Source organism: Streptomyces viridochromogenes (genome assembly GCF_001270495.1).
GTDB classification, from domain to species: Bacteria; Actinomycetota; Actinomycetes; order Streptomycetales; family Streptomycetaceae; genus Streptomyces; species Streptomyces viridochromogenes_A.
In genome coordinates this window covers 60932-87337 of sequence record NZ_LGUR01000200.1, presented here as the reverse complement: position 1 = coordinate 87337, position 26406 = coordinate 60932, and the positions used below count along the sequence as shown (strand labels likewise).

The window sequence follows — 26406 nt, the reverse complement described above, 5'->3', positions numbered from 1 at the left end:
GTCATGAGCCGTTCCGCACATCCCGCCGGGCCCCGTCACGCCGACGTCCTTCCCGAGGGCCACTACTCCGCCCCGCCCGCGGACCTCAACACCCTCGACCCCAAGGTGTGGGCCCAGACCGTCGCCCGCGATGCCGACGGCGTCGTCACCGTCGGCGGCATCGACGTGAAGACCCTCGCCGAACAGCACGGCACCCCCTCGTACATCCTCGATGAGGCCGACTTCCGTGCCCGTGCCCGGGCCTGGCGCGGTGCCTTCGGGGCCGACGCCGACGTCTTCTACGCCGGCAAGGCGTTCCTGTCCCGTGCCGTCGTGCGGTGGCTGCACGAGGAGGGGCTCAACCTGGACGTGTGCTCCGGGGGCGAGCTCGCCACCGCCCTCTCGGCCGGCATGCCCGCCGACCGCATCGCCTTCCACGGCAACAACAAGTCCGTGGAGGAGATCCGCCGCGCCATCGAGGCCGGTGTCGGGCGGATCGTCCTCGACTCCTTCCAGGAGATCGTCCGCGTCGCCCACATCGCGCAGGAACTCGGCAAGCGGCAGCGCGTCCAGATCCGGATCACCGTGGGCGTGGAAGCGCACACGCACGAGTTCATCGCCACCGCCCACGAGGACCAGAAGTTCGGCATCCCGCTCGCCGGGGGGCAGGCGGCCGAGGCCGTGCGGCGTGCGCTGAGGCTCGACGGGCTGGAGCTCATCGGGATTCACAGCCACATCGGGTCCCAGATCTTCGACATGTCCGGCTTCGAGGTCGCCGCCCACCGAGTCGTCGGGCTGCTCAAGGACATCCGTGACGAGCACGGCGTCGAGCTTCCCGAGATCGACCTCGGGGGCGGGCTGGGGATCGCGTACACCAGCGACGACGATCCCCGCGAACCCCACGAGATCGCCAAGGCGCTCACCGAGATCGTCACGCGTGAGTGCGAGGCGGCCAGGCTGCGGACGCCGCGTATCTCCGTCGAGCCGGGGCGTGCCATCGTGGGCCCCACCGCCTTCACGCTCTACGAGGTCGGCACCATCAAGCCCCTCGACGGGCTGCGGACGTACGTCTCCGTCGACGGCGGCATGTCGGACAACATCCGTACGGCCCTGTACGACGCCGAGTACAGCGTCGCCCTGGTGTCCCGGACGAGCGACGCCGAGCCGATGCTCGCCCGCGTCGTCGGCAAGCACTGCGAGAGCGGGGACATCGTCGTGAAGGACGCGTTCCTTCCCGCCGACCTGGCGCCGGGTGACCTCATTGCCGTACCGGCCACGGGTGCCTACTGCCGGTCCATGGCCAGCAACTACAACCACGTGCTGCGGCCGCCCGTCGTCGCCGTGAACGACGGCGAGGCCCGGGTGATCGTCCGCCGGGAGACGGAGGAGGACCTCCTGCGTCTCGACGTCGGGTGACCAAGTAACCCCGGAGAAGGACCCGGGGGTGGAAGATCTCCTGTCATCCACCTCCGTACAAATGAAATCGATGTCTCACGATCCGGACGAAGGGCAGAAAGTCCCGTCCGGTGAGTGAGACTGGTGCAACCGTAGACGGTATGAGGAAACGAGGTCGGATGATGCGTACGCGTCCGCTGAAGGTGGCGCTGCTGGGCTGTGGAGTTGTCGGCTCAGAGGTGGCGCGCATCATGACGACGCACGCCGACGACCTCGCCGCCCGGATCGGGGCTCCCGTGGAACTCGCGGGGGTGGCCGTACGGCGGCCGTCCAAGGTCCGTGAGGGCATCGACCCCGCGCTCGTCACCACCGACGCCACCGCCCTCGTCAAGCGTGGTGACATCGATGTGGTGGTCGAGGTCATCGGGGGCATCGAGCCCGCCCGCACCCTCATCACCACCGCCTTCGAGCACGGCGCGTCCGTCGTGTCGGCCAACAAGGCGCTCCTCGCCCAGGACGGCGCCGCCCTCCACGCGGCGGCGGAAGCGAACGGCAAGGACCTCTACTACGAGGCCGCCGTCGCCGGCGCCATCCCGCTGATCCGGCCGCTGCGCGAGTCCCTCGCCGGCGACAAGGTCAACCGGGTGCTCGGCATCGTCAACGGCACGACGAACTTCATCCTCGACAAGATGGACTCGACGGGCGCCGGGTATCAGGAGGCCCTCGACGAGGCCACCGCCCTCGGGTACGCCGAAGCCGACCCGACCGCCGATGTCGAAGGGTTCGACGCCGCCGCCAAGGCCGCCATCCTCGCCGGTATCGCCTTCCACACGCGCGTGCGTCTCGACGACGTCTACCGCGAGGGCATGACCGAGGTGACCGCGGCCGACTTCGCCTCCGCGAAGGAGATGGGCTGCACCATCAAGCTGCTCGCCATCTGCGAGCGGGCCAAGGACGGGGCGTCCGTCACCGCGCGGGTCCACCCCGCCATGATCCCGCTGACCCACCCGCTCGCCTCCGTGCGCGGCGCGTACAACGCCGTGTTCGTGGAGTCCGACGCCTCCGGTCAGCTCATGTTCTACGGCCCCGGCGCGGGCGGCTCCCCGACCGCGTCCGCCGTACTCGGCGACCTCGTCGCCGTCTGCCGCAACCGGCTCAGCGGGGCAACGGGGCCCGGCGAGTCGGCGTACGCCGCCCTGCCCGTCTCTCCGATGGGTGACGTCGTCACGCGCTATCACATCAGCCTCGACGTGGCGGACAAACCGGGTGTTCTCGCCCAGGTGGCGACCGTGTTCGCCGAGCACGGTGTGTCCATCGATACGGTTCGCCAGCAGGGCAAGGACGGCGAGGCCTCCCTCGTCGTCGTCACCCACCGTGCGTCCGACGCGGCCCTCAACGGCACCGTCGAGGCGCTGCGCAAGCTCGACACCGTGCGGGGTGTCGCCAGCATCATGCGGGTTGAAGGAGAGTAACCAGCAATGACCCACCAGTGGCGCGGAATCATCGAGGAGTACCGGGACCGGCTGCCCGTCTCCGACACCACGCCGGTCGTGACGCTCCGCGAGGGCGGCACGCCCCTCGTGCCCGCGCAGGTGCTCTCCGAGCGCACGGGCTGCGAGGTCCACCTCAAGGTGGAGGGTGCCAACCCCACCGGGTCCTTCAAGGACCGCGGTATGACCATGGCCATCAGCAAGGCCAAGGAGGAGGGCGCGAAGGCGGTCATCTGCGCCTCCACCGGCAACACGTCGGCCTCCGCCGCGGCCTACGCCGTCCGCGCGGGCATGGTGTCGGCCGTCCTCGTCCCGCGGGGCAAGATCGCGCTCGGCAAGATGGGCCAGGCCCTCGTCCACGGCGCGAAGATCCTCCAGGTCGACGGCAACTTCGACGACTGCCTCACGCTCGCCCGCGACCTGAGCGACAACTACCCCGTGGCGCTGGTCAATTCGGTCAACCCGGTGCGTATCGAGGGGCAGAAGACGGCCGCCTTCGAGATCGTGGACATGCTGGGCGACGCCCCCGACATCCACGTCCTGCCGGTGGGCAACGCGGGCAACATCACCGCGTACTGGAAGGGCTACACGGAGTACGCCGCCGACGGTGTCGCGAAGCAGACCCCGCGCATGTGGGGCTTCCAGGCCTCCGGCTCCGCGCCCATCGTGCGCGGCGAGGTCGTCAAGGACCCGTCGACCATCGCCACCGCCATCCGCATCGGCAACCCCGCGTCCTGGCAGTACGCGCTCGCCGCGCGGGACGAGTCCGGCGGCTTCATCGACGAGGTGACGGACCGTGAAATCCTGCGCGCCTACCGCCTGTTGGCCGCGCAGGAGGGCGTCTTCGTCGAGCCCGCCTCCGCCGCGTCCGTCGCCGGTCTGCTGAAGGCCGCCGAGCAGGGCAAGGTCGACCCGGGCCAGACGATCGTGTGCACCGTCACCGGCAACGGCCTCAAGGACCCCGACTGGGCCGTCGCCGGCGCCCCGCAGCCCGTCACCGTTCCGGTCGACGCGCCGACGGCGGCCGAGCGGCTCGGCCTCGTGTAGCACTGGCGTAAGCGGGCCGCACCCCGTCGTAGGGGTGCCCACCCCGTCGTACGGGGCTCGCGCACGCGAGTAAGAGGGCGCTCGCCTGGGGAATTTCCCTATCGAGGGTGCACAGGGGGCATACGACACGCATCGTGCGCCTCCTGTGCGCCCTATGTCGCCACAGAACCTACCTTCGATAGGCTGTACCTAACCCGCCCGCCGCATATGCCTCGCCATGGGGTGCGGTGCCGCGCCGTCTCCGCGGCCCGGAAGCGGCCCCAGGGGTCTTCGTACGTCATCGAATGTCCTCATCGAATGTCTTCGACAATCACGCAGCTCAAGGAGAGTCATCAAGCGATGGCCGGTCCAGCGTTCCGCGCCGCCGCCGTCCGGGTGCGCGTCCCCGCCACCAGCGCCAACCTCGGCCCGGGCTTCGACGCCCTCGGCCTGTCGCTGGGGCTCTACGACGACGTGGTCGTCCGGGTGGCCGACTCCGGGCTGCACATCGACATCGCGGGTGAGGGCAGCGAGACGCTGCCGCGTGACGAAAAGCACCTTCTCGTACGCTCCCTGCGCACCGCCTTCGATCTGCTGGGCGGCCAGCCGCGCGGCCTGGAGATCGTCTGCGCCAACCGCATTCCGCACGGCCGCGGTCTGGGCTCCTCCTCGGCCGCCATCTGCGCCGGCATCGTCGCGGCCCGCGCCGTGACCATAGGCGGCGAGGCCAAGCTCGACGACCCGGCCCTGCTGGAACTCGCCACCGAGATCGAGGGCCACCCCGACAACGTCGCGGCCTGTCTGCTCGGCGGTTTCACCCTCTCCTGGATGGAGGCGGGGGCCGCGCGGGCCATCAGGATGGAGCCTGCCGATTCCATCGTTCCGGTGGTTTTCGTGCCCGGAAAGCCGGTGCTCACCGAGACCGCGCGCGGCCTGCTCCCGCGCACCGTCCCCCATGTCGACGCCGCCACCAACGCGGGCCGCGCGGCGCTGCTCGTCGAGGCCCTGACCAGGCGCCCGGAGCTGCTGCTGCCCGCCACCGAGGACCGTCTCCACCAGGAGTACCGCGCGCCGGCCATGCCGGAGAGCGCCGCGCTGGTGGAGCGACTGCGGGCCGACGGAGTCCCGGCAGTCATTTCAGGAGCGGGACCCACCGTGCTCGCGCTGGCCGACGCCGACAGCGCCGACAAGGTGTCCCATCTGGCAGGCGAGGGCTGGGCCGCGAACCGGCTCGACCTCGACGCGCAGGGAGCGAGCGTGTTGCCGCTTGCGACCGGCTGAGTCGATGAGAAACGCGCGCTTGCCGGATTTCGAGAGGGGGAATGTTTGTTGGATCCGGTAGTGTTAACCTCAAGTCTGCACCCGACCCCACCATGGCGAGGTGCTTGTTGTCCCCGTCCGGGACAGACATTCTTCCGGGAGCCTCCCAAGCCGCACTGTGTTCCGTACGACGTACGCGGGCAGTACCTCGTACGCGGGCACTGAGCGACTTGCCGGGCACGCTCCGGAACCGGCGCGACCGAGCCGAGTGACACAGACACTCAGTGGCACGGCTCTGGGAAGCGTCATCACCAGATATTTCCTCCGCCGCTTTGGCGGACCACCGCCCCGGCACGGTCCACACACCAGGGACCGAAGCCGGACAGCACAAACGGTCGCCGAGCCAGACAGGCCGACGTCCGCTCCAGGGAAGGACCCTTCGTGAGCGACACCACCGATCTGATGGGCGCACGTGTCGAGGAGACCGCTGCCGCGCCCGCCACGGACGCCTCCGCGCCTGCCACCGGTGCCGGCTCCCGGCGGCGCCGCGGTACCGGCCTTGAAGGCATGGTGCTGGCCGAGCTGCAGCAGGTCGCATCCGGCCTCGGCATCAAGGGCACGGCGCGTATGCGCAAGAGCCAGCTGATCGAGGTCATCAAGGAGGCGCAGGCCGGCGGCGGCGCCGCCCCGGCGAAGGCCGAGACCGCCACCGAGACCAAGCCGAAGCGCCGCGCCACCTCCCGGGCCCGTACGGGCGACGAGGCCGCCGCCGCGAAGAAGGCGGAGAAGGCCGCTGAGGCCCCCGCCGAGAAGGCCGTGGCCCAGCAGCAGATCGAGATCCCCGGCCAGCCGGCCAGCGAGGACGCCCCGGCGGAGCGCCGCCGTCGCCGCGCCACCGCCGACGCCGGTGCCCCCGCGGCCGCCCCCGAGACGGTCGCCGCCGAGGCGAAGAGCGAGCCGAAGGCCGAGACGCCCGCGCAGTCGCAGGCCCAGCAGGGCGACGCCAAGGGAGACGCGGGTGAGGGCGGCGAGGGCCGCCGCCGCGACCGCCGTGAGCGCGGCCGGGACCGTGACCGCGGTGACCGTGGCGACCGCCGCAAGGGCGACGAGCAGCAGGGCGGCGGCCGTCAGGACCGCCAGCAGGGCCAGCAGCAGAGTGGTGGTCGTCAGGACCGTCAGCGCGACAACGGCCCGCAGGACGACGACGACTTCGAGGGCGGCCGCCGTGGCCGTCGCGGTCGTTACCGGGACCGTCGTGGCCGCCGCGGCCGCGACGAGATGGGCAGCGAGCCGCAGATCGCCGAGGACGACGTCCTGATCCCCGTCGCGGGCATCCTGGACATCCTCGACAACTACGCCTTCATCCGTACCTCGGGCTACCTGCCGGGTCCGAACGACGTGTACGTCTCCCTCGCTCAGGTCCGCAAGAACGGCCTGCGCAAGGGCGACCACGTCACCGGCGCGGTCCGGCAGCCGAAGGAAGGCGAGCGGCGCGAGAAGTTCAACGCGCTGGTGCGTCTCGACTCCGTCAACGGCATGGCGCCCGAACACGGCCGCGGCCGCCCGGAGTTCAACAAGCTCACCCCGCTCTACCCGCAGGACCGCCTCCGCCTGGAGACGGACCCGGGCGTGCTGACCACCCGCATCATCGACCTCGTGTCGCCGATCGGTAAGGGCCAGCGCGGTCTGATCGTGGCCCCGCCGAAGACCGGTAAGACCATGATCATGCAGGCGATCGCCAACGCGATCACGCACAACAACCCCGAGTGCCACCTGATGGTCGTCCTCGTCGACGAGCGTCCGGAAGAGGTCACCGACATGCAGCGGTCGGTGAAGGGCGAGGTCATCTCCTCGACCTTCGACCGCCCGGCCGAGGACCACACCACGGTCGCCGAGCTCGCCATCGAGCGTGCCAAGCGCCTGGTGGAGCTGGGTCACGACGTCGTCGTGCTGCTCGACTCGATCACGCGTCTGGGCCGTGCGTACAACCTCGCCGCCCCGGCCTCCGGCCGCATCCTGTCCGGTGGTGTCGACTCGACCGCGCTGTACCCCCCGAAGCGCTTCTTCGGTGCGGCCCGCAACATCGAGGACGGCGGCTCGTTGACCATCCTCGCCACCGCCCTGGTGGACACCGGGTCCCGCATGGACGAGGTGATCTTCGAGGAGTTCAAGGGCACCGGCAACATGGAGCTCAAGCTCGACCGGAAGCTCGCCGACAAGCGCATCTTCCCGGCGGTGGACGTCGACGCGTCCGGTACCCGTAAGGAAGAGATCCTGCTCGGCAACGAGGAGCTGGCGGTCGTCTGGAAGCTGCGCCGGGTGCTGCACGCGCTCGACCAGCAGCAGGCGATCGAGCTGCTGCTCGACAAGATGAAGCAGACGAAGTCGAACGTCGAGTTCCTGATGCAGATCCAGAAGACGACGCCGACGCCTGGAAACGGCGACTAGTCATCGAGGGCTGCTCGCCGGTCGTCGACGGAAGGTTCGTCGTGGCTGGTCGCGCAGTTCGCCGCGCCCCTGTGGGGCGTTGAGGCCGCCCTACGTCATTCAGTGACGTAGGGCGGCCTTTCGGCGCTGATAGGGACGGGCGTAATCGGTGCGCCCCTTCCTGTTCACGCATCCCTGGGGGGACCTTCTTGAGCACCACCCTGTCCGGCAGCGGTCGTCACAGACGCCGGATCCGTTTCGGGCTGCCCGTCGCCGCCGCCGGTGTCGCCGCGGCCGTCGCCGCCGCGCTGCTGACCTCGTCCGCCGGGGCCACGACCGCGCTGCCCAGGCCCGCCGTGAAGCCCACCACCAGTTCGGCCTCGCTCGCCGAACTGGAGCGGCGGGTCGCGGGTGCCGTCGCCGGTGACGACACCGCGGGGGAGACAGCCAAGAAGTCGTCGTACGGCGCGAGCACCAGCAGCTCTTCCGGTGCCGCCGCCGACGACTCCACCGTGAGCCCCATGGTCATCGGCGGCACCACGACCGGCATCAGCTCGGCGCCCTGGATGGCGCAGCTCTGGTACTACGACGACCAGGGCACCGCAGACGAGGCCGACGACCTCGGGTTCTTCTGCGGTGGCGCCGTCGTCGCGCCCACGAAGATCCTCACCGCCGCGCACTGCGTCAAGGGCTACGACTGGTACAACTACGGCGCCGTCGTCACCGGCACCGCCCAGCTGCCCACCACCGACGACGCCGGCAACAGCGACCTGCACGGTGGCACCGCCAGCCTGCCGCACCGGCAGTGGTACCACCCGTCGTACAGCTCGACGACGATCGACAACGACATCGCCGTCATCACGCTGGGCAACCCGGTCAAGGCGACGCCGATCCGCATGACGACGTCCGGCGACACGGCCTCCTACGCGGCCGGCACGAACGCCAAGGTCTACGGCTGGGGCCGGACCAGCTCCACCAGCCAGGACGTCTCCGACACGCTGAAGACGGCCACGCTGCCGATCCAGTCCGACACCACCTGCACGGGGTACTACGGCAGCGAGTTCATCAAGGGCCACATGGTCTGCGCGGGCACGCCGGCCAGCGGCAGCGACAGCGGTACGACCTCCGCCTGCAACGGCGACTCCGGCGGGCCGCTCGTCGTGAACGGCCGGATCGTCGGCGTCGTCTCCTGGGGCGTCCAGAACTGCGTCGCCAAGGGCGCTTACAGCGTCTTCGCCAAGGTCACCTCGTACGTCGGTGCCGTCTACCCCCGGGTCGACGACACCAACATCAGCGGGGACCACCGGGCCGACCTGTGGCTGCGCAACGCCTCCACCAAGACCGGTTACTCGAAGGACTCCAGCGGCAGCTCCTTCGCCGCGCGCGAGTCCTGGGGCAGCTGGAGCGGCGTCAACGTCGTCCTCCAGACCGACCTCGACCGGGACGGCTACCAGGACCTGATCTACCGGCGCAGCTCCGACGGCGACCTGTTCTGGTCGCACTACGTGCCGTCGAGCGGCGGCTGGGCCACCAAGCAGATCGCCGACAACTGGAAGACCCGCACCCGCATCGTCGTCCCGGGCGATGTCACCGGCGACTACCAGCCCGACCTGCTCTCGGTCGACTCCGGCGGCTACCTGTGGATCTACCCGGGCAACGGCAACGGCACCTTCGGCACCAGGGTGAAGGTCGGCTCCGGCTGGAACCAGTACAACTCCCTGCGCGGCCACGGCGACTTCACCGGCGACGGCAGGACCGACCTGATCGCGCGCGCCTCCAGCAACGGTTACCTGTACCTCTACAAGGGCACCGGCAAGTCCGGCACGGGCGCCTTCTCCAGCCGGGTCAAGGTGCGTGAGTGGGCCGGCTACAACGCCTTCGACGCCGTCGGTGACATCAGCGGCGACGGCAAGGCGGACTTCCTGGCCCGTACACCCGGCGGCGCGCTCTACCTGTACAAGGGCACCGGAAAGGCCACCAGCGAGATCTTCGACACAAGGATCTCGGTCGGAACGGACTTCAAGCAGTACGACATCTTCGGCTGAAACCGCAGGTGAGACGGGACTGCCCGGTATCGCCGACTACGGACCGTGCCCACCGCTGCCCGGCGGTGGGCACGGTCCGTTGTGCAACCCTTCTCCGAGTTTCCCCGTCTGACCGGACGGGGTGACGATGGTGTGGTACGGGCCAAATGGCCACGCCTGACCCTGAAAGCAGGGGGTAACCGACCGGACGAGAACCTAGGAGCACAGTGTCCGCCGAGAGCACGCCGGAGCCCGGCATACCGGGCGAGACCGGCAGCACAGGTCCCCGCCACCGCGCCAAGGGCCGCCGACGCAAGCCCCGCGACAAGCGCAAGGGCCTGCTGATCACGGCCTGGACGGCCGCCGGGATCGTGATCCTGGGCGGCACCGGCGCCGGGTACCTGTACCTCAAGCTCAACGGCAACCTCAAGAGCGTCGACATCGACCAGGCCCTCGGCACCGAACGGCCGGAAAAGGTCGACAACGGCTCCGAGAACATCCTCGTCCTCGGCTCGGACACCCGCTCCGGCAGCAACAAGAAGCTCGGCGGCGGCACCGACGACGGCAGCGCCCGCTCGGACACGGCGATGATCGTGCACGTCTACGAGGGCCGTAAGAAGGCCAGCGTGGTCTCCATCCCGCGGGACACCCTCATCGACCGCCCCAAGTGCACCGACACCAACGGGGACACGCACGACGCCGCGTCCGGCGTGATGTTCAACGAGGCATACTCCACGGGTGGCGCCGCCTGCACCGTGAAGACGGTCGAGTCGGTCACCGGCATCCGCATGGACCACTACCTGGAGGTCGACTTCTCCGGCTTCCAGCAGCTCATCGACGAGCTCGGCGGCGTCGAGGTCACCACCACCAAGGCCATCAGTGACCCCGACAGCCACCTCGACCTCAAGGCCGGCACCCACCAGCTCACCGGCAAGCAGGCCCTGGGCCTGGTCCGCACCCGGCACGGCGTCGGCGACGGCTCCGACCTCGGCCGTATCCAGCTCCAGCAGGCCTTCGTCAAGGCACTGATCAACCAGATCAAGGACATCAACCTCTTCGGCAGCCCGAAGAGGCTCTACGACCTGGCCAACACCGCCACGAAGACGGTGACCACCGACTCCGACCTGGGCTCCGTCAACAAGCTCATGTCCTTCGCGGACGGCCTCAAGGGCATCAGCTCCAAGAACATGAACATGGTCACGATGCCGGTCCGGTACGACCCGGCCGACCCGAACCGGGTGATCGTGGCCGAGGCGAAGGCCAAGCAGGTGTGGACGGCGTTGAAGAACGACAAGCCGATCCCGAAGTCGGCCACGCAGGGCACGGCCGAGGGCGACGCCAAGGGTGTGGTGAGCGCTTCGTGAGCTTCAGGGAATAGATCACGGGTACCCCCGGTTTTGGGGGATGGCCCCAGTCCTGGCAGACTGGTACGTCGGCTCCGGTTCACGCTCCCGCACCCCGCGTCAGCGACCCGGCGCCCTCCCGAAACTAGGAGACACCTTGAAGCGCGACATCCACCCCGAGTACGTCGAGACGCAGGTCAGCTGCACCTGTGGCGCGTCGTTCACCACCCGTAGCACGATCGCGAGCGGCACCATCCGCGCCGAGGTCTGCTCCGAGTGCCACCCGTTCTACACGGGCAAGCAGAAGATCCTCGACACCGGTGGCCGTGTGGCCCGCTTCGAGGCCCGCTTCGGCAAGGCTGCTGCCGGCTCCAAGAAGTAGCGAGCTCCAATCCGCCGGTCCACGGCCGCGCCCCTCACAGGCGCGCCGGGACCGGCGTTTTTGGTCGCCCGCCTTCCCCCTTCTTTCTTACGCAGTTCAGGAGCCCAAGATGTTCGAGGCCGTCGAGGACCTGGTCGCTGAGCACGCCGACCTGGAGAAGAAGCTCGCCGACCCGTCGGTCCACGCCGACCAGGCCAACGCGCGCAAGCTCAACAAGCGCTACGCCGAGCTCACCCCGATCGTCGCCACGTACCGCTCCTGGAAGCAGACCGGCGACGACATCGAGACGGCGAAGGAACTCGCCGCCGACGACCCGGACTTCGCGGCCGAGGTCAAGGAGCTGGAGCGGACGCGCGAGGAGCTGACGGAGAAGCTGCGGCTTCTGCTCGTCCCGCGCGACCCCAGCGACGACAAGGACGTCATCCTCGAGATCAAGGCGGGCGCGGGCGGCGACGAGTCGGCGCTGTTCGCCGGTGACCTGCTGCGGATGTATCTGCGGTACGCGGAGCGGGTCGGCTGGAAGACCGAGATCATCGACGCCACCGAGTCCGAGCTGGGCGGCTACAAGGACGTCCAGGTCGCGGTGAAGACCAAGGGCGGCCAGGGTGCCACCGAGCCCGGCCAGGGCGTCTGGGCCCGGATGAAGTACGAGGGCGGCGTGCACCGCGTGCAGCGCGTCCCGGCGACCGAGTCCCAGGGCCGTATCCACACGTCGGCCGCGGGTGTCCTCGTCACCCCCGAGGCCGAGGAGGTCGACGTCGAGATCAACCCGAACGACCTCCGCATCGACGTGTACCGGTCGTCAGGACCGGGCGGGCAGTCCGTCAACACCACCGACTCCGCTGTGCGCATCACGCACATTCCGACCGGAGTCGTCGCCTCCTGCCAGAACGAGAAGAGCCAGCTGCAGAACAAGGAGCAGGCACTGCGTATCCTGCGCTCCAGGCTGCTCGCAGCGGCGCAGGAGGAAGCCGAGAGGGAAGCGGCCGACGCCCGCCGCAGTCAGGTCCGCACCGTCGACCGCTCCGAGAAGATCCGTACCTACAACTTCCCGGAGAATCGCATCTCGGACCACCGCGTCGGCTTCAAGGCCTACAACCTGGACCAGGTCCTGGACGGCGACCTCGACGCGGTGATCCAGGCGTGCGTCGACGCGGACTCGGCGGCCAAGCTGGCGGCCGCGTAAGGGCGTAGACGTAAGGGACGTACGCACGTACGAGTACGACACGGAGGACTTGCGTGCAGCAATTCATCGGGGGGCGAACCCCGAGCCCCCGCAGCGTGCTGCTCGCGGAGGTGGCCCAGGCCACCCAGCGGCTGGCCGACGCCGGCGTGCCCTCGCCGCGCAACGACGCGGAGGAGCTCGCCGCGTTCGTGCACGGCGTGAAGCGGGGCGAGCTGCACTCCGTGAAGGACGCGGACTTCGACGCCCGCTACTGGGAGGTCATCGCCCGGCGTGAGCAGCGCGAGCCGCTTCAGCACATCACCGGGCGGGCCTACTTCCGCTATCTCGAACTCCAAGTCGGGCCCGGGGTGTTCGTGCCCCGCCCCGAGACGGAGTCGGTGGTCGGCTGGGCCATAGACGCCGTCCGCGCGATGGACGTCGTGGAGCCCTGCATCGTCGACCTGTGCACCGGCTCCGGCGCCATCGCGCTCGCCCTCGCCCAGGAGGTGCCGCGCTCCCGCGTGCACGCCGTGGAGCTGTCCGAGGACGCCCTGCACTGGACCCGCAAGAACGTCGAGGGGTCCAGGGTCGACCTCCGTCAGGGCAACGCCCTGGACGCCTTCCCCGACCTGGACGGCCAGGTCGACCTGGTCATCTCCAACCCGCCCTACATCCCGCTCACCGAATGGGAGTACGTCGCTCCCGAGGCGCGGGACTACGATCCCGAACTCGCCCTGTTCTCCGGCGAGGACGGCCTCGAACTCATCCGCGGTCTGGAACGGACCGCACACCGGCTCCTGCGCCCCGGAGGCGTCGTCGTCATCGAGCACGCCGACACCCAGGGCGGCCAGGTGCCGTGGATCTTCACCGAGGAGCGGGGCTGGGCCGACGCGGCCGACCACCCGGACCTCAACAACCGCCCCCGGTTCGCGACGGCCCGCAAGGCACTGCCGTGACCACCGCCCCGACTTCGATCCCGCAGTACGTGTACGAGGAGGCCCGCTAGATATGGCACGGCGATACGACACCAACGACGCGACCGACCGCACGACGGGTCTGCGTGAGGCCGCGTCCGCCGTCCGCCGTGGCGAGCTCGTGGTCCTCCCGACCGACACGGTGTACGGCATCGGCGCCGACGCGTTCACCAAGGAGGCCGTCGGCGACCTGCTGGAGGCCAAGGGGCGGGGCCGCAACATGCCCACTCCTGTCCTGATCGGCTCCCCGAACACGCTCCACGGTCTCGTCACGGACTTCTCCGAGCTGGCCTGGGAGCTGGTCGACGCGTTCTGGCCGGGCGCGCTGACGCTGGTCGCCAAGCACCAGCCGTCGCTGCAGTGGGACCTGGGGGACACGCGGGGCACGGTCGCCGTGCGGATGCCCCTCCACCCGGTCGCCATCGAGCTGCTGACGGAGGTCGGTCCCATGGCCGTGTCGTCGGCGAACCTGACGGGCCACCCCGCGCCCGAGGACTGTGACGCCGCCCAGGAGATGCTCGGCGACTCGGTCTCCGTCTACCTGGACGGCGGCCCGACCCCCGGCAACGTCCCGTCGTCGATCGTCGACGTGACGCGCGAAGTGCCCCTCCTCCTGCGCGCGGGCGCGATCTCCGCGGACGAGCTGCGGAAGGTCGTACCCGACCTCGAGGTGGCCAATTGACAGCCCCTGAAGCGGGGCGTGGCATAGGCAACGGGGAAAGCGCGGCGGAGATCACGACGACCTTCGTGGGCCTCCCGCGCGACAGCTTCCGCATCCTCCACGTCAGCACCGGCAACGTGTGCCGCTCGCCGATCACCGAGCGGCTGACCCGTCATTTCGTGGCGCAGCGGCTCGGTGTGCTCGGCGGCGGGCTGATCGTGGAGAGCGCGGGCACCTGGGGCCACGAGGGCGCGCCCATGGAGTCCAACGCGGAGACGGTCCTCGCCGACTTCGGCGCGGACGCCTCCGACTTCGTCGGCCGCGAACTCCTCGACGAACACGTCATCCGCGCCGACCTGGTCCTGACCGCCACCCGCGACCACCGCGCCCAGGTCATCTCCATGGGCCATTCGGCGGGCCTGCGCACCTTCACCCTCAAGGAGTTCACCCGCCTGGTGAAGGCCATAGACCCCGCGACGCTCCCTGCCCTGGAGGAGGGCGTGGTCTTCCGCGCACGCGCCCTGGTGCGTGCGGCGGCGGCTCTACGCGGGTGGCTGCTTGCGCCGACGGCGGAGGCGGACGAGGTGTATGACCCGTATGGGGCACCGTTGACGTTTTTCCGGTCGGTGGGGGACGAGATACATGAGGCGCTGGATCCGGTGGTGACGGTGCTGACGGGGGTTCCCGCGCGGGCGTGACGCGGGATGTGTTCGGAGTGGGGCAACGCCGGGCGGGTCTGGCGTCCCCGGCCTACATTGGACGTACGTCATCGTCGACGCACGCCCGGAGCCCATCATGTCGGTCACCCATACCCTCGAGGCCGATGTCCTGCGCCGTCAGGACCCTGAGCTCGCCGACATCCTGCTCGGGGAGTCCGACCGGCAGGCGACGACGCTCCAGCTCGTCGCTGCCGAGAACTTCACCTCGCCCGCCGTGCTGGCGGCGCTGGGGTCGCCGCTCGCCAACAAGTACGCGGAGGGGTATCCGGGCGCCCGGTACCACGGTGGCTGCGAGATGGTCGACGTCGCCGAGCGGCTCGCCGTGGAGCGGGCCAAGGCGCTGTTCGGGGCCGAGCACGCCAACGTGCAGTCGCACTCGGGGTCGTCGGCCGTCCTCGCCGCGTACGCCGCGCTGCTGCGGCCCGGCGACACCGTCCTGGCCCTCGGGCTGCCGTACGGCGGGCACCTCACGCACGGCTCGCCCGCCAACTTCTCCGGGCGCTGGTTCGACTTCGTGGGCTACGGGGTGGACGCCGAGACCGGGCTCATCGACTACGACCAGGTGCGGACGCTGGCTCGCAACCATCGGCCCAAGGCGATCGTGTGCGGGTCCATCGCCTACCCCCGCCACATCGACTACGCCTTCTTCCGCGACATCGCCGACGAGGTGGGCGCGTATCTCATCGCCGACGCCGCCCACCCCATGGGGCTCGTCGCCGGGGGAGCGGCGCCGAATCCGGTGCCGTACGCCGATGTGGTGTGCGCCACCACGCACAAGGTGCTGCGGGGACCGCGCGGCGGCATGATCCTGTGCGGCTCGGACCTCGCCGAGCGGATCGACCGCGCCGTCTTCCCGTTCACCCAGGGCGGCGCCCAGATGCACACGATCGCCGCAAAGGCCGTCGCGTTCGGCGAGGCGGCAACACCGGCGTTCGCCGCGTACGCCCATCAGGTGGTCGCCAACGCCCGGATGCTCGCGGCCGGGCTGGCCGCGGAGGGGCTCGTCGTCACCACCGGCGGGACCGACACCCACCTCATCACCGCAGACCCGGCACCGCTCGGCGTCGACGGCCGTGACGCACGCGGCCGGCTCGCGGCGGCCGGAATGGTGCTGGACTGCTGCGCGCTGCCGCACGGAGACGCCCGGGGCCTGCGGCTCGGTACGGCGGCCGTGACCACCCAGGGCATGGGGGAGGGGGAGATGGCGTGGCTCGCCGCGCTGCTGGCGGGGGTGCTGCGCGGGGAGACCGAGAGCCAGAAGGCCCGTGAAGAAGTGCGGGAGCTGGCCGGTAGATTTCCGCCGTATCCCGGCTGAGGCGGGGTAGACGCACCTGCGACACAGCCACGCGTGCAACCATCGTCGCTACCCGAAAGTCCCCACACATATGCGTCGCGTATGTGTCCGTCGCTAGGGTGTGGGGCTGTGATGGCCAGCGAGACCTGTGGGGAAGCCCGTGCGTGAATACCTGCTGACGCTCTGCATCACGGCCGCGGTGACGTATCTGCTGACAGGGCCGGTACGTAAGTTCGCGATCGTGGCCGGGGCGATGCCGGAGATCCGGGCACGTGACGTGCACCGGGAACCCACTCCGCGGCTCGGCGGGATCGCGATGTTCTTCGGCCTGTGCGCGGGCCTGCTGGTCGCCGACCACCTCACCAACCTCAGCGCGGTCTTCGAGAAGTCCAACGAACCGCGGGCGCTGCTCTCCGGAGCGGCGCTGATCTGGCTGATCGGTGTGCTGGACGACAAGTTCGAGATCGACGCCCTGATCAAGCTGGGCGGCCAGATGATCGCCGCCGGCGTCATGGTCATGCAGGGTCTGACGATCCTGTGGCTGCCCATCCCGGGTTTCGGCTCGGTCGCCCTGACCCAGTGGCAGGGCACCCTGCTGACGGTCGCGCTCGTCGTCATCACCATCAACGCGGTCAACTTCGTCGACGGCCTGGACGGCCTCGCGGCCGGCATGGTGTGCATCGCCTCGGCCGCGTTCTTCCTCTACGCCTACCGGGTCTGGGTGTCGTACGGCATCGAGGCCGCCGCCCCCGCCACCCTGTTCGCGGCGATCCTGATGGGCATGTGCCTGGGCTTCCTGCCGCACAACATGCACCCGGCGCGGATCTTCATGGGCGACTCCGGCTCGATGCTGATCGGCCTGGTCCTCGCCGCGGGCGCCATCTCCATCACCGGTCAGGTCGACCCGGACGCGCTGAAGCTGTTCGCCGGCTCCGAGAAGGAGGCCGTGCACCAGACGGTGCCCGTCTACATCCCGCTGCTGCTGCCCCTGACGATCATCGCGATCCCGGCCGCCGACCTGGTGCTGGCCATCGTCCGCCGCACCTGGCGCGGCCAGTCGCCGTTCGCCGCCGACCGCGGGCACCTGCACCACCGCCTGCTGGAGATCGGTCACTCGCACAGCCGCGCGGTGCTGATCATGTACTTCTGGTCGGCCCTGATCGCCTTCGGCGCGCTCGCCTACTCCGTGAACTCGGCGTCCATGTGGATCGTGCTCAGCGTGGTGTTCCTCAGCGCCATCGGTCTGGGTCTGCTGCTGCTCCCGCGCTTCACGCCGCGCGCCCCCCGCTGGGCCGAGGCCATCGTGCCGCCGCGCTACCGCCGCCGCCAGGTCGTCGCCGAGCCCGCGGCCACCACGCCGCAGACCGCTGCCGCCGAGACCCCGGCGGACTCCCTGCCCGAGGAGGAACCGCGCACCCCGGTCGCCGCGGGGGTCGCGGGAGTCAACGGCGCGACCGCCATCGGCGCCCGTTCGCGCTTCCTGGACCGGCGCAAGGCCGGATCGTCCCGCTGACGGCCGAGGGTCAAGGTAAGAGCGCGGTCAAGGTAAGAATCTGACTAGAGCATTGCCAAGTCATGGGGGAACGAAGTTCCCCAATACCAGACAAGTCGGCTGGGATTCTGCACAGACGCGCAGTGTCACTCTCATGTGTGACACCGAGCACACACCCCAGGTAAAGACCTCATCAAATAGTTTGTGATACGGTTCACGAGAACCCCCGGATAGAGCCGAAGGACCGTAGTGCGACGGTCCACCGGCGTGAGGTTCTCTCTCCACCCGGGACTACGCTCGTCCATGACGACACCCTGCCCCCACCGTGAAAGCGGAGTTGCCGCCATGCCGTCCAATGACGCCCGGATCCTGCTCCAGGCCGCTGTGCCCACAGCCGCCGTCGGCGCTGTCGCAGCCGTCGTCAGCGGGGTGGTCGCCGGTGGCAAGGGGGCGGTCGGGGCTGTCGTCGCGACGGTGGTCGTGATCCTCTTCATGGGACTCGGCCTCTACGTTCTGCAACGCACTGCCAAATCGCTTCCGCATCTGTTCCAGGCGATGGGCCTGATGCTGTACGCGGCGCAGATCCTGCTGCTGTTCATCTTCATGGCCGCGTTCAAGAACACGACGCTGTTCCATCCGCGAGCCTTCGCGTTCACCTTGCTCGCCGGCACTCTCGTGTGGATCGCCATGCAGACGCGCGCCCACATGAAGGCCAAGATCCTCTACGTTGAACCCGATTCGGGCACCCCCTCGAAGGGTGACAAGCCCGAAAAGACGGGGCACTCGTCGTGAGAGGTAGGGGCGGGATAAGGGCGCTCGAGAAGTCCTGCTATCGTCCGGTGCCAACTGCGGCATCGCGGGCGCGGGCATCTGAGCTGACGCCTGCTCAATCGCGAGGCGAGATGCCCCCCAGCCGCCCCCACATCCGTAACACCAGTCCCGTGCCGAACCGCGGCTGCGCGCCGCGCCGACACAACGAGGTTGCCGTACCTATGCGCCACGCTGAAGGAGCCCGCGGTGAGTGCTGACCCGACGCAGGTGCTCGCCTTCGACACCAACTGCCACCTCTTCGACGGGTGTGGCTTCGCCGATGTGTCCCCGGGCCTGCACTCGTTCATGTTCCAGCCCCTGTGGGGTGACGGCGACAGCAACGTGTACTTCAACAAGACGATGCTGCTGGCGCTGCTCGGCTCGATCATCATCGTGGGCTTCTTCTGGGCCGCCTTCCGCAGGCCGCAGGTGGTCCCGGGCAAGCTCCAGATGGTCGCCGAGGCGGGCTACGACTTCATCCGGCGCGGTGTCGTCTACGAGACCATCGGCAAGAAGGAAGGCGAGAAGTACGTACCGCTCGTCGTCTCGCTCTTCTTCTTCGTCTGGATGCTGAACCTCTGGTCGATCATCCCGCTCGCCCAGTTCCCGGTCACCTCGATCATCTCGTACCCGCTGGTCCTGGCGCTGATCGTCTACATCCTGTGGGTGTCCCTGACCTTCAAGCGGCACGGCTTCGTCGGCTTCTGGAAGAACGTCACCGGCTACGACAAGTCGCTCGGTGCGGTGCTGCCGCTGGCCATGCTGATCGAGCTCTTCTCGAACCTGCTGATCCGGCCGTTCACCCACGCCGTGCGACTCTTCGCGAACATGTTCGCGGGTCACACCCTGCTGCTGCTGTTCACGATCGCCAGCTGGTACATGCTGAACGGCTTCGGCATCGCCTACGCGGGTGTCTCGTTCGTGATGGTCATCGTGATGACCGCCTTCGAGCTGTTCATCCAGGCCCTTCAGGCGTACGTGTTCGTCCTGCTGACGTGCACCTACATTCAGGGCGCTCTCGCCGAGCACCACTGAGCCAACGCCCTCCCACCTCCACAGATCGTCCGGTGGCCAACCCCCACCGGTCCGTAAAGAAAAGGAAGAACTGGCATGTCCCAGACCCTTGCTGCTGTCGAAGGCTCCCTCGGCTCCATCGGTTACGGCCTCGCCGCGATCGGCCCGGGCGTCGGCGTCGGCATCATCTTCGGTAACGGCACCCAGGCTCTCGCCCGCCAGCCCGAGGCGGCCGGCCTGATCCGCGCCAACCAGATCCTCGGCTTCGCCTTCTGTGAGGCGCTCGCCCTGATCGGTCTGGTCATGCCGTTCGTCTACGGCTACTGATCCACCACACCAGTCCAGCCGACTAGACGAAAGGCACTCACATGAGCCAGCTGCTCATCGCGGCGAGCGAGGGGGAGAACCCTCTCGTCCCGCCGATCCCTGAGCTTGTCATCGGCCTCCTCGCCTTCGTCATCGTCTTCGGCTTCCTCGCCAAGAAGCTCCTCCCGAACATCAACAAGGTTCTGGAACAGCGTCGCGAGGCCATCGAGGGCGGTATCGAGAAGGCCGAGGCCGCGCAGACCGAGGCCCAGAGCGTCCTCGAGCAGTACAAGGCCCAGCTCGCCGAGGCCCGGCACGAGGCCGCGCGTCTGCGCCAGGAGGCGCAGGAGCAGGGCGCCACGCTCATCGCCGAGATGCGCGCGGAAGGCCAGCGGCAGCGCGAGGAGATCGTCGCCGCCGGTCACGCCCAGATCGAGGCCGACCGCAAGGCCGCCGCGTCCGCGCTGCGCCAGGACGTCGGCAAGCTCGCCACCGAACTGGCCGGCAAGCTCGTCGGTGAGTCCCTGGAGGACCACGCCCGGCAGAGCCGTGTCATCGACCGCTTCCTCGAGGACCTCGAGGAGAAGGCCGAGGCCGCGCGATGAACGGAGCGAGCCGCGAGGCCCTGGCAGCCGCACGTGAGCGTCTCGACGCGCTGACGGATTCGACGTCCGTCGACGCGGCCAAGCTCGCCGACGAGCTGGCCGCCGTCACCGCGCTGCTCGACCGCGAGGTGTCGCTGCGTCGGGTCCTCACCGACCCGGCGCAGGCCGGTGAGGCCAAGGCCGAGCTGGCTCAGCGCCTGCTCGGCGGCCAGGTCGGCGGCGCCACCGCCGATCTGCTGGCCGGCATGGTGCGCTCCCGCTGGTCGCAGTCCCGCGACCTGGTGGACGCGCTGGAGGTGCTGGCGAGCACCGCCGACCTCACCGCCGCGCAGAAGGCGGGCAACCTCGACGAGGTCGAGGACGAGCTGTTCCGGTTCGGCCGGATCGTCTCCTCGAGCACCGAGCTGCGTGCCGCGCTGACCAACCGCGCCGCGAAGAGCACGGCCAAGGGCGAGCTGCTGCGCAGCCTGCTCGGCGGCCGGGCCAAGGCGACCACCGAGCGTCTGGTCACGCGTCTTGTGACCGCGCCGCGTGGACGTAGCCTGGAGACGGGACTGGAGTCCCTGTCCAAGCTCGCCGCCGACCGTCGGGACCGCATGGTGGCCGTGGTCACCTCGGCGGTACCGCTGAGCGGCCCGCAGAAGCAGCGCCTGGGCGCCGCCCTCGCGAAGCTCTACGGCCGTCCGATGCACCTCAACCTCGACGTGGACCCCGAGGTCGTCGGCGGAATCCGGGTGCAGGTCGGTGACGAGGTCATCAACGGCTCCCTCGCGGACCGCATCGAGGACGCCGGCCGCCGACTGGCGAGCTGAGCCTCAACTCAATAGGCAGTACGTACTTACGACGGCCCTGGTTGGGCCGTGCAGAAGAATCCTGGGGGTCGCCCCCAGACCCCCAAAGTGAAACTTCGGGCCCAACAAGGAGAGCAGGGAACCCAGATGGCGGAGCTCACGATCCGGCCGGAGGAGATCCGGGACGCGCTGGAGAACTTCGTCCAGTCGTACAAGCCGGACGCGGCCTCGCGCGAGGAGGTCGGTACGGTCACCCTTGCCGGCGACGGCATCGCGAAGGTCGAGGGCCTGCCCTCGGCCATGGCCAACGAACTGCTGAAGTTCGAGGACGGCACCCTCGGCCTCGCGCTCAACCTGGAAGAGCGCGAGATCGGCGCCATCGTCCTCGGTGAGTTCAGCGGCATCGAGGAGGGTCAGCCGGTCTCCCGTACCGGTGAGGTCCTCTCCGTGGCCGTCGGCGAGGGCTACCTCGGCCGCGTCGTCGACCCGCTCGGCAACCCGATCGACGGCCTCGGCGAGATCGAGACCAGCGGGCGTCGTGCCCTTGAGCTGCAGGCCCCCACGGTCATGCAGCGCAAGTCGGTGCACGAGCCGATGGAGACCGGCTACAAGGCCGTCGACGCGATGACCCCGATCGGCCGTGGCCAGCGTCAGCTGATCATCGGTGACCGTCAGACCGGCAAGACCGCCCTGGCCGTCGACACGATCATCAACCAGCGCGACAACTGGCGCACCGGCGACCCGAACAAGCAGGTCCGCTGCATCTACGTCGCCATCGGCCAGAAGGGCTCGACGATCGCGTCGGTCCGCCGCGCGCTGGAGGAGAACGGCGCGCTGGAGTACACGACCATCGTCGCCGCCCCGGCGTCCGACCCGGCCGGCTTCAAGTACCTGGCGCCGTACACCGGTTCGGCCATCGGTCAGCAGTGGATGTACGAGGGCAAGCACGTCCTCATCATCTTCGACGACCTCTCGAAGCAGGCCGACGCCTACCGCGCCGTGTCCCTGCTGCTGCGCCGCCCGCCGGGCCGTGAGGCCTACCCGGGTGACGTCTTCTACCTGCACTCCCGTCTGCTGGAGCGCTGCGCGAAGCTCTCCGACGACATGGGCGCCGGCTCGATGACCGGTCTGCCGATCGTCGAGACCAAGGCCAACGACGTCTCGGCGTTCATCCCGACCAACGTCATCTCCATCACCGACGGCCAGTGCTTCCTGGAGTCGGACCTGTTCAACGCCGGTCAGCGCCCCGCGCTGAACGTCGGTATCTCCGTCTCCCGAGTCGGTGGTTCCGCGCAGCACAAGGCGATGAAGCAGGTTTCCGGCCGTCTGCGCGTCGACCTCGCCCAGTTCCGTGAGCTGGAGGCGTTCGCCGCCTTCGGTTCCGACCTGGACGCCGCGTCGAAGGCGCAGCTGGAGCGCGGTCAGCGCATGGTCGAGCTGCTGAAGCAGGCCCAGTACGAGCCGATGTCCACCGAGGACCAGGTCGTCTCCGTGTGGGCCGGTACCACCGGCAAGATGGACGAGGTGCCGGTCGTCGACATCCGCCGCTTCGAGAAGGAGCTCCTGGAGTACCTGCACCGCAAGGAGCAGGGCCTCATGACCTCCATCAAGGAGGGCGGCAAGATGTCGGACGACACGCTCACCGCCGTCGCCGACGCCATCGTCGAGTTCAAGAAGCAGTTCGAGACCTCGGACGGCAAGCTGCTCGGCGAGGACGCGGCGGTCGGCCCGAAGGCGACCACCGCCTCCAAGTGACGTAAGGAAGGGACCTGACTCATGGGAGCTCAGCTCCGGGTCTACAAGCGTCGCATCCGATCCGTCACCGCGACCAAGAAGATCACGAAGGCGATGGAGATGATCGCCGCCTCGCGCGTCGTCAAGGCGCAGCGCAAGGTGGCGGCCTCCACGCCGTACGCGACCGAGCTCACCCGCGCGGTCACGGCGGTCGGCACCGGCTCGAACACCAAGCACCCGCTGACCACGCAGGCCGAGACGGTCACGCGGTCCGCGGTGCTGCTCCTCACGAGCGACCGTGGTCTGGCCGGCGCCTTCAACTCCAACGCCATCAAGGCGGCGGAGCAGCTGACCGAGCGCCTGGAGCGCGAGGGCAAGGAGGTCGACGTCTACATCGTCGGCCGCCGTGGTGTGGCGCACTACAACTTCCGTGAGCGCAAGATCGCGGAGTCGTGGAGCGGCTTCACCGACGAGCCCACGTACGCGGACGCCAAGAAGGTCGCGGCTCCGCTGATCGAGGCGATCGAGACGGAGACGGCTGAGGGCGGCGTGGACGAGCTCCACATCGTCTACACCGAGTTCGTCTCGATGATGACCCAGCAGGCACTGGATGCGCGTCTGCTGCCGCTCAGCCTCGAAGAGGTCGCGCAGGAGGCCGCGCCGAAGGGCGAGATCCTCCCGCTGTACGACTTCGAGCCCTCGGCGGAGGACGTCCTCGACGCGCTTCTGCCGCGCTATGTGGAGAGCCGTATCTACAACGCGCTCCTCCAGTCGGCCGCTTCGAAGCACGCCGCCACGCGGCGCGCGATGAAGTCGGCCACCGACAACGCCGGAGAGCTCATCGAGACGCTGTCCCGGCTTGCGAACGCGGCCCGCCAGGCCGAAATCACCCAGGAAATCAGCGAGATCGTCGGTGGCTCCGCAGCCCTGGCCGACGCGACCGCGGGGAGTGACCGCTAATGACCACCACTGTTGAGACCGCGACGGCCACGGGCCGCGTCGCCCGGGTCATCGGCCCGGTCGTCGACGTGGAGTTCCCCGTCGACGCGATGCCGGAGATCTACAACGCCCTCCACGTCGAGGTCGCCGACCCGGCGAAGGCGGGCGAGAAGAAGACGCTGACCCTGGAGGTCGCCCAGCACCTGGGTGACGGCCTGGTCCGCACCATCTCCATGCAGCCCACCGACGGTCTGGTCCGCCAGGCCGCCGTCACCGACACGGGCACGGGCATCACCGTCCCGGTCGGCGACTTCACCAAGGGCAAGGTGTTCAACACCCTCGGTGAGGTGCTGAACGTCGACGAGACCTACGACGGCGAGCGCTGGTCCATCCACCGCAAGGCCCCGAACTTCGACGAGCTCGAGTCGAAGACCGAGATGTTCGAGACCGGCGTCAAGTGCATCGACCTGCTCACCCCGTACGTCAAGGGTGGAAAGATCGGTCTGTTCGGCGGCGCCGGCGTCGGCAAGACGGTGCTCATCCAGGAGATGATCTACCGCGTCGCCAACAACCACGACGGTGTGTCGGTGTTCGCCGGTGTCGGTGAGCGCACCCGTGAGGGCAACGACCTCATCGACGAGATGAGCGAGTCGGGCGTCATCGACAAGACCGCGCTGGTCTTCGGTCAGATGGACGAGCCCCCGGGCACCCGTCTGCGCGTCGCGCTGGCCGGCCTGACCATGGCCGAGTACTTCCGTGACGTCCAGAAGCAGGACGTGCTGTTCTTCATCGACAACATCTTCCGCTTCACGCAGGCCGGTTCCGAGGTGTCGACCCTGCTCGGCCGTATGCCCTCCGCGGTGGGCTACCAGCCGAACCTGGCCGACGAGATGGGTCTCCTCCAGGAGCGCATCACCTCGACCCGTGGTCACTCGATCACCTCGATGCAGGCGATCTACGTCCCCGCGGACGACCTGACCGACCCGGCCCCGGCCACCACGTTCGCCCACCTCGACGCGACGACGGTGCTGTCCCGTCCGATCTCCGAGAAGGGCATCTACCCGGCGATCGACCCGCTGGACTCCACGTCCCGCATCCTGGACCCGCGCTACATCACGGCGGACCACTACAACACCGCCATGCGTGTCAAGGGGATCCTGCAGAAGTACAAGGACCTCCAGGACATCATCGCGATCCTCGGTATCGACGAGCTCAGCGAGGAGGACAAGCTGGTCGTCCAGCGTGCCCGCCGCGTCGAGCGCTTCCTGTCCCAGAACACCCACGTCGCCAAGCAGTTCACCGGTGTGGACGGCTCCGACGTGCCGCTGGACGAGTCGATCACCGCGTTCAACGCGATCTGCGACGGTGAGTTCGACCACTTCCCGGAGCAGGCGTTCTTCATGTGCGGTGGTCTTGAGGACCTCAAGAAGAACGCGAAGGAACTGGGCGTCTCCTGACGCACCGGTGCTCTTGAGCCATTGAGCTCTTGACGGAGGGGGCGGGGGTTCGTCCCGCCCCCTCTCTCACGCCTACTAGACTTGTAACCAACACCCGGCAGAACCGCCGGGTGGTGACCCGAGGAGCCACCTTGGCTGCTGAGCTGCACGTCGCGCTGGTCGCCGCCGACCGTGAGGTCTGGTCGGGCCAGGCCACCCTGGTCGTCGCGCGCACCACGTCCGGCGACATCGGCGTCATGCCCGGTCACCAGCCGCTGCTCGGTGTGCTGGAATCGGGCCCGGTGACCATCCGTACGAGTGAAGGTGGAACCGTCATCGCCGCGGTGCACGGCGGTTTCATCTCCTTCGCGGACGACAAGCTGTCGCTGCTGGCCGAGATCGCCGAGCTTTCGGACGAGATCGATGTCCAGCGCGCGGAGCGGGCACTCGAGCGCGCGAAGGGGGACGACGACGCGTCCGCCGAGCGCCGCGCGGAGGTCCGCCTGCGGGCGGCGACGGCGCGCTGACCCCCAAGGTCACCTCCCGAGCCCTTTAGGCTCTGGGGGAGCGCACGCGATGACGTCACTCAGCCGCGGCTGGGACCGGAGCAATCCGGTGCCGGTCGCGGCTGAGGCAGATATGGAAGTTTTTTCCGTTCCGTTACCTAGGAGACGAGGAGGTCGGTGCCGATGGTCCTCGCTCTGACTGTGTGCGGAATCGTCGTCGCCCTCGTGGTGCTGGGATTGTTCGTCTTCGGCCTGCGCCGCAGACTCATCCAGCGCTCGGGCGGCACCTTCGACTGTTCCCTGCGCTGGGACCTGCCGGAGAAACCCGACCCCAACGGCAAGGGCTGGAGCTACGGCGTCGCCCGCTACAACGGCGACCGCATCGAGTGGTACCGCGTCTTCTCCTACGCCTACCGCCCGCGCCGCATCCTGGAACGCTCCGCCATCGAGGTGGTCGGCCGCCGGGTTCCCGACGGCGAGGAGGAGCTGGCGCTGCTCTCCGACGCGGTGATCCTCACCTGTCTGCACCGGGGCACGCGCCTCGAACTCGCCATGAGCGAAGACGCGCTGACCGGTTTCCTCGCGTGGCTTGAGGCAGCCCCGCCCGGTCAGCGCGTCAATGTGGCCTAGTACG

Annotated in this window: 24 protein-coding genes; all 24 read left to right on the top strand. The window is 69.0% G+C overall.

All coding sequences use genetic code 11. The features are described 5' to 3' along the window. Nucleotides 1-3: 3 nt before the first annotated feature. Nucleotides 4-1395: a diaminopimelate decarboxylase gene (gene lysA, locus ADK36_RS22800; protein ID WP_048582949.1), complete on the top strand. Its 1392-nt coding sequence runs from the start codon at nucleotides 4-6 to the stop codon at nucleotides 1393-1395. A 161-nt stretch (nucleotides 1396-1556) separates the two neighbouring features. Beyond that, nucleotides 1557-2846, top strand: a complete 1290-nt coding sequence (locus ADK36_RS48065; protein ID WP_048582972.1) for a homoserine dehydrogenase — start codon at nucleotides 1557-1559, stop codon at nucleotides 2844-2846. 6 nt (nucleotides 2847-2852) lie between these two features. Beyond that, complete coding sequence (thrC, locus tag ADK36_RS48060; protein WP_048582948.1) at nucleotides 2853-3911, top strand: threonine synthase; 1059 nt, start codon at nucleotides 2853-2855, stop codon at nucleotides 3909-3911. Nucleotides 3912-4250: 339 nt separating this feature from the next. Further along, nucleotides 4251-5171, top strand: a complete 921-nt coding sequence (gene thrB, locus ADK36_RS22785; RefSeq protein ID WP_030049617.1) for a homoserine kinase — start codon at nucleotides 4251-4253, stop codon at nucleotides 5169-5171. 420 nt (nucleotides 5172-5591) lie between these two features. Further along, entirely contained in the window at nucleotides 5592-7598 is a 2007-nt protein-coding gene (rho, locus tag ADK36_RS22780; protein WP_048582947.1) for a transcription termination factor Rho, read from the top strand. 188 nt (nucleotides 7599-7786) lie between these two features. Next, nucleotides 7787-9622, top strand: coding sequence for a trypsin-like serine protease (locus ADK36_RS22775; protein WP_425315451.1), 1836 nt, complete (start codon nucleotides 7787-7789; stop codon nucleotides 9620-9622). Nucleotides 9623-9828: 206 nt separating this feature from the next. After that, nucleotides 9829-10965 carry an LCP family protein gene (locus tag ADK36_RS22770; RefSeq protein WP_048582946.1) on the top strand — a complete coding sequence of 379 codons (1137 nt, stop codon included), beginning with the start codon at nucleotides 9829-9831 and terminating at the stop codon, nucleotides 10963-10965. A 136-nt stretch (nucleotides 10966-11101) separates the two neighbouring features. After that, nucleotides 11102-11326: a 50S ribosomal protein L31 gene (gene rpmE, locus ADK36_RS22765; RefSeq protein ID WP_030944953.1), complete on the top strand. Its 225-nt coding sequence runs from the start codon at nucleotides 11102-11104 to the stop codon at nucleotides 11324-11326. Nucleotides 11327-11435: 109 nt separating this feature from the next. Beyond that, nucleotides 11436-12512, top strand: coding sequence for a peptide chain release factor 1 (gene prfA / locus ADK36_RS22760; RefSeq protein WP_030049624.1), 1077 nt, complete (start codon nucleotides 11436-11438; stop codon nucleotides 12510-12512). Nucleotides 12513-12607: 95 nt separating this feature from the next. Then, nucleotides 12608-13447, top strand: a complete 840-nt coding sequence (gene prmC / locus ADK36_RS22755; RefSeq protein ID WP_048582945.1) for a peptide chain release factor N(5)-glutamine methyltransferase — start codon at nucleotides 12608-12610, stop codon at nucleotides 13445-13447. A gap of 52 nt (nucleotides 13448-13499) precedes the next feature. Then, entirely contained in the window at nucleotides 13500-14147 is a 648-nt protein-coding gene (locus ADK36_RS22750) for an L-threonylcarbamoyladenylate synthase (RefSeq protein ID WP_048582944.1), read from the top strand. Beyond that, a complete protein-coding gene (locus ADK36_RS22745; protein WP_053198773.1) occupies nucleotides 14144-14824 on the top strand; it encodes a low molecular weight phosphatase family protein in 681 nt (226 codons plus the stop codon). Before ADK36_RS22750 ends, ADK36_RS22745 begins: the two co-directional genes overlap by 4 nt. Before the next feature lie 97 nt (nucleotides 14825-14921). Further along, nucleotides 14922-16160 carry a serine hydroxymethyltransferase gene (gene glyA, locus ADK36_RS22740; RefSeq protein ID WP_048582942.1) on the top strand — a complete coding sequence of 413 codons (1239 nt, stop codon included), beginning with the start codon at nucleotides 14922-14924 and terminating at the stop codon, nucleotides 16158-16160. 139 nt (nucleotides 16161-16299) lie between these two features. Beyond that, the gene (locus tag ADK36_RS22735) at nucleotides 16300-17652 is read left to right on the top strand and encodes an MraY family glycosyltransferase (protein WP_048582941.1); all 1353 of its coding nucleotides are present in this window, start codon (nucleotides 16300-16302) and stop codon (nucleotides 17650-17652) included. 324 nt (nucleotides 17653-17976) lie between these two features. Next, nucleotides 17977-18423: a hypothetical protein gene (locus ADK36_RS22730; RefSeq protein ID WP_048582940.1), complete on the top strand. Its 447-nt coding sequence runs from the start codon at nucleotides 17977-17979 to the stop codon at nucleotides 18421-18423. Nucleotides 18424-18648: 225 nt separating this feature from the next. Continuing rightward, nucleotides 18649-19476 (top strand): F0F1 ATP synthase subunit A, encoded by an 828-nt coding sequence (gene atpB, locus ADK36_RS22725; protein WP_048582939.1) that lies wholly within the window; start codon nucleotides 18649-18651, stop codon nucleotides 19474-19476. A 75-nt stretch (nucleotides 19477-19551) separates the two neighbouring features. Further along, nucleotides 19552-19782, top strand: coding sequence for an ATP synthase F0 subunit C (gene atpE / locus ADK36_RS22720; protein ID WP_009321656.1), 231 nt, complete (start codon nucleotides 19552-19554; stop codon nucleotides 19780-19782). Nucleotides 19783-19823: 41 nt separating this feature from the next. Then, nucleotides 19824-20366: a F0F1 ATP synthase subunit B gene (locus ADK36_RS22715; RefSeq protein WP_048582938.1), complete on the top strand. Its 543-nt coding sequence runs from the start codon at nucleotides 19824-19826 to the stop codon at nucleotides 20364-20366. Continuing rightward, the gene (locus tag ADK36_RS22710) at nucleotides 20363-21178 is read left to right on the top strand and encodes a F0F1 ATP synthase subunit delta (RefSeq protein WP_048582937.1); all 816 of its coding nucleotides are present in this window, start codon (nucleotides 20363-20365) and stop codon (nucleotides 21176-21178) included. Before ADK36_RS22715 ends, ADK36_RS22710 begins: the two co-directional genes overlap by 4 nt. Nucleotides 21179-21304: 126 nt before the next feature. Further along, nucleotides 21305-22912, top strand: coding sequence for a F0F1 ATP synthase subunit alpha (atpA, locus tag ADK36_RS22705; RefSeq protein ID WP_048582936.1), 1608 nt, complete (start codon nucleotides 21305-21307; stop codon nucleotides 22910-22912). A gap of 21 nt (nucleotides 22913-22933) precedes the next feature. Then, nucleotides 22934-23851, top strand: a complete 918-nt coding sequence (locus tag ADK36_RS22700; RefSeq protein WP_048582935.1) for a F0F1 ATP synthase subunit gamma — start codon at nucleotides 22934-22936, stop codon at nucleotides 23849-23851. Further along, nucleotides 23851-25287 (top strand): F0F1 ATP synthase subunit beta, encoded by a 1437-nt coding sequence (gene atpD / locus ADK36_RS22695; protein WP_048582934.1) that lies wholly within the window; start codon nucleotides 23851-23853, stop codon nucleotides 25285-25287. The genes ADK36_RS22700 and atpD overlap by 1 nt, the downstream gene beginning before the upstream one ends. Before the next feature lie 131 nt (nucleotides 25288-25418). Further along, the gene (locus tag ADK36_RS22690; protein ID WP_030049636.1) at nucleotides 25419-25793 is read left to right on the top strand and encodes a F0F1 ATP synthase subunit epsilon; all 375 of its coding nucleotides are present in this window, start codon (nucleotides 25419-25421) and stop codon (nucleotides 25791-25793) included. 162 nt (nucleotides 25794-25955) lie between these two features. Beyond that, nucleotides 25956-26402 carry a DUF2550 domain-containing protein gene (locus ADK36_RS22685; protein WP_048582933.1) on the top strand — a complete coding sequence of 149 codons (447 nt, stop codon included), beginning with the start codon at nucleotides 25956-25958 and terminating at the stop codon, nucleotides 26400-26402. Nucleotides 26403-26406 lie beyond the last annotated feature (4 nt).

Coding starts and splice junctions, on each gene's coding strand:
- ADK36_RS22700 (WP_048582935.1), top strand. CDS start 22,934: ATGGGAGCTCAGCTCCGGGTCTACAAGCGTCGCATCCGATCCGTCACC.
- ADK36_RS22750 (WP_048582944.1), top strand. CDS start 13,500: ATGGCACGGCGATACGACACCAACGACGCGACCGACCGCACGACGGGT.
- atpD (WP_048582934.1), top strand. CDS start 23,851: ATGACCACCACTGTTGAGACCGCGACGGCCACGGGCCGCGTCGCCCGG.
- ADK36_RS22730 (WP_048582940.1), top strand. CDS start 17,977: ATGCCGTCCAATGACGCCCGGATCCTGCTCCAGGCCGCTGTGCCCACA.
- ADK36_RS22715 (WP_048582938.1), top strand. CDS start 19,824: ATGAGCCAGCTGCTCATCGCGGCGAGCGAGGGGGAGAACCCTCTCGTC.
- ADK36_RS22685 (WP_048582933.1), top strand. CDS start 25,956: ATGGTCCTCGCTCTGACTGTGTGCGGAATCGTCGTCGCCCTCGTGGTG.
- ADK36_RS48065 (WP_048582972.1), top strand. CDS start 1,557: ATGCGTACGCGTCCGCTGAAGGTGGCGCTGCTGGGCTGTGGAGTTGTC.
- atpA (WP_048582936.1), top strand. CDS start 21,305: ATGGCGGAGCTCACGATCCGGCCGGAGGAGATCCGGGACGCGCTGGAG.
- prfA (WP_030049624.1), top strand. CDS start 11,436: ATGTTCGAGGCCGTCGAGGACCTGGTCGCTGAGCACGCCGACCTGGAG.
- thrB (WP_030049617.1), top strand. CDS start 4,251: ATGGCCGGTCCAGCGTTCCGCGCCGCCGCCGTCCGGGTGCGCGTCCCC.
- glyA (WP_048582942.1), top strand. CDS start 14,922: ATGTCGGTCACCCATACCCTCGAGGCCGATGTCCTGCGCCGTCAGGAC.
- ADK36_RS22710 (WP_048582937.1), top strand. CDS start 20,363: ATGAACGGAGCGAGCCGCGAGGCCCTGGCAGCCGCACGTGAGCGTCTC.
- lysA (WP_048582949.1), top strand. CDS start 4: ATGAGCCGTTCCGCACATCCCGCCGGGCCCCGTCACGCCGACGTCCTT.
- atpE (WP_009321656.1), top strand. CDS start 19,552: ATGTCCCAGACCCTTGCTGCTGTCGAAGGCTCCCTCGGCTCCATCGGT.
- thrC (WP_048582948.1), top strand. CDS start 2,853: ATGACCCACCAGTGGCGCGGAATCATCGAGGAGTACCGGGACCGGCTG.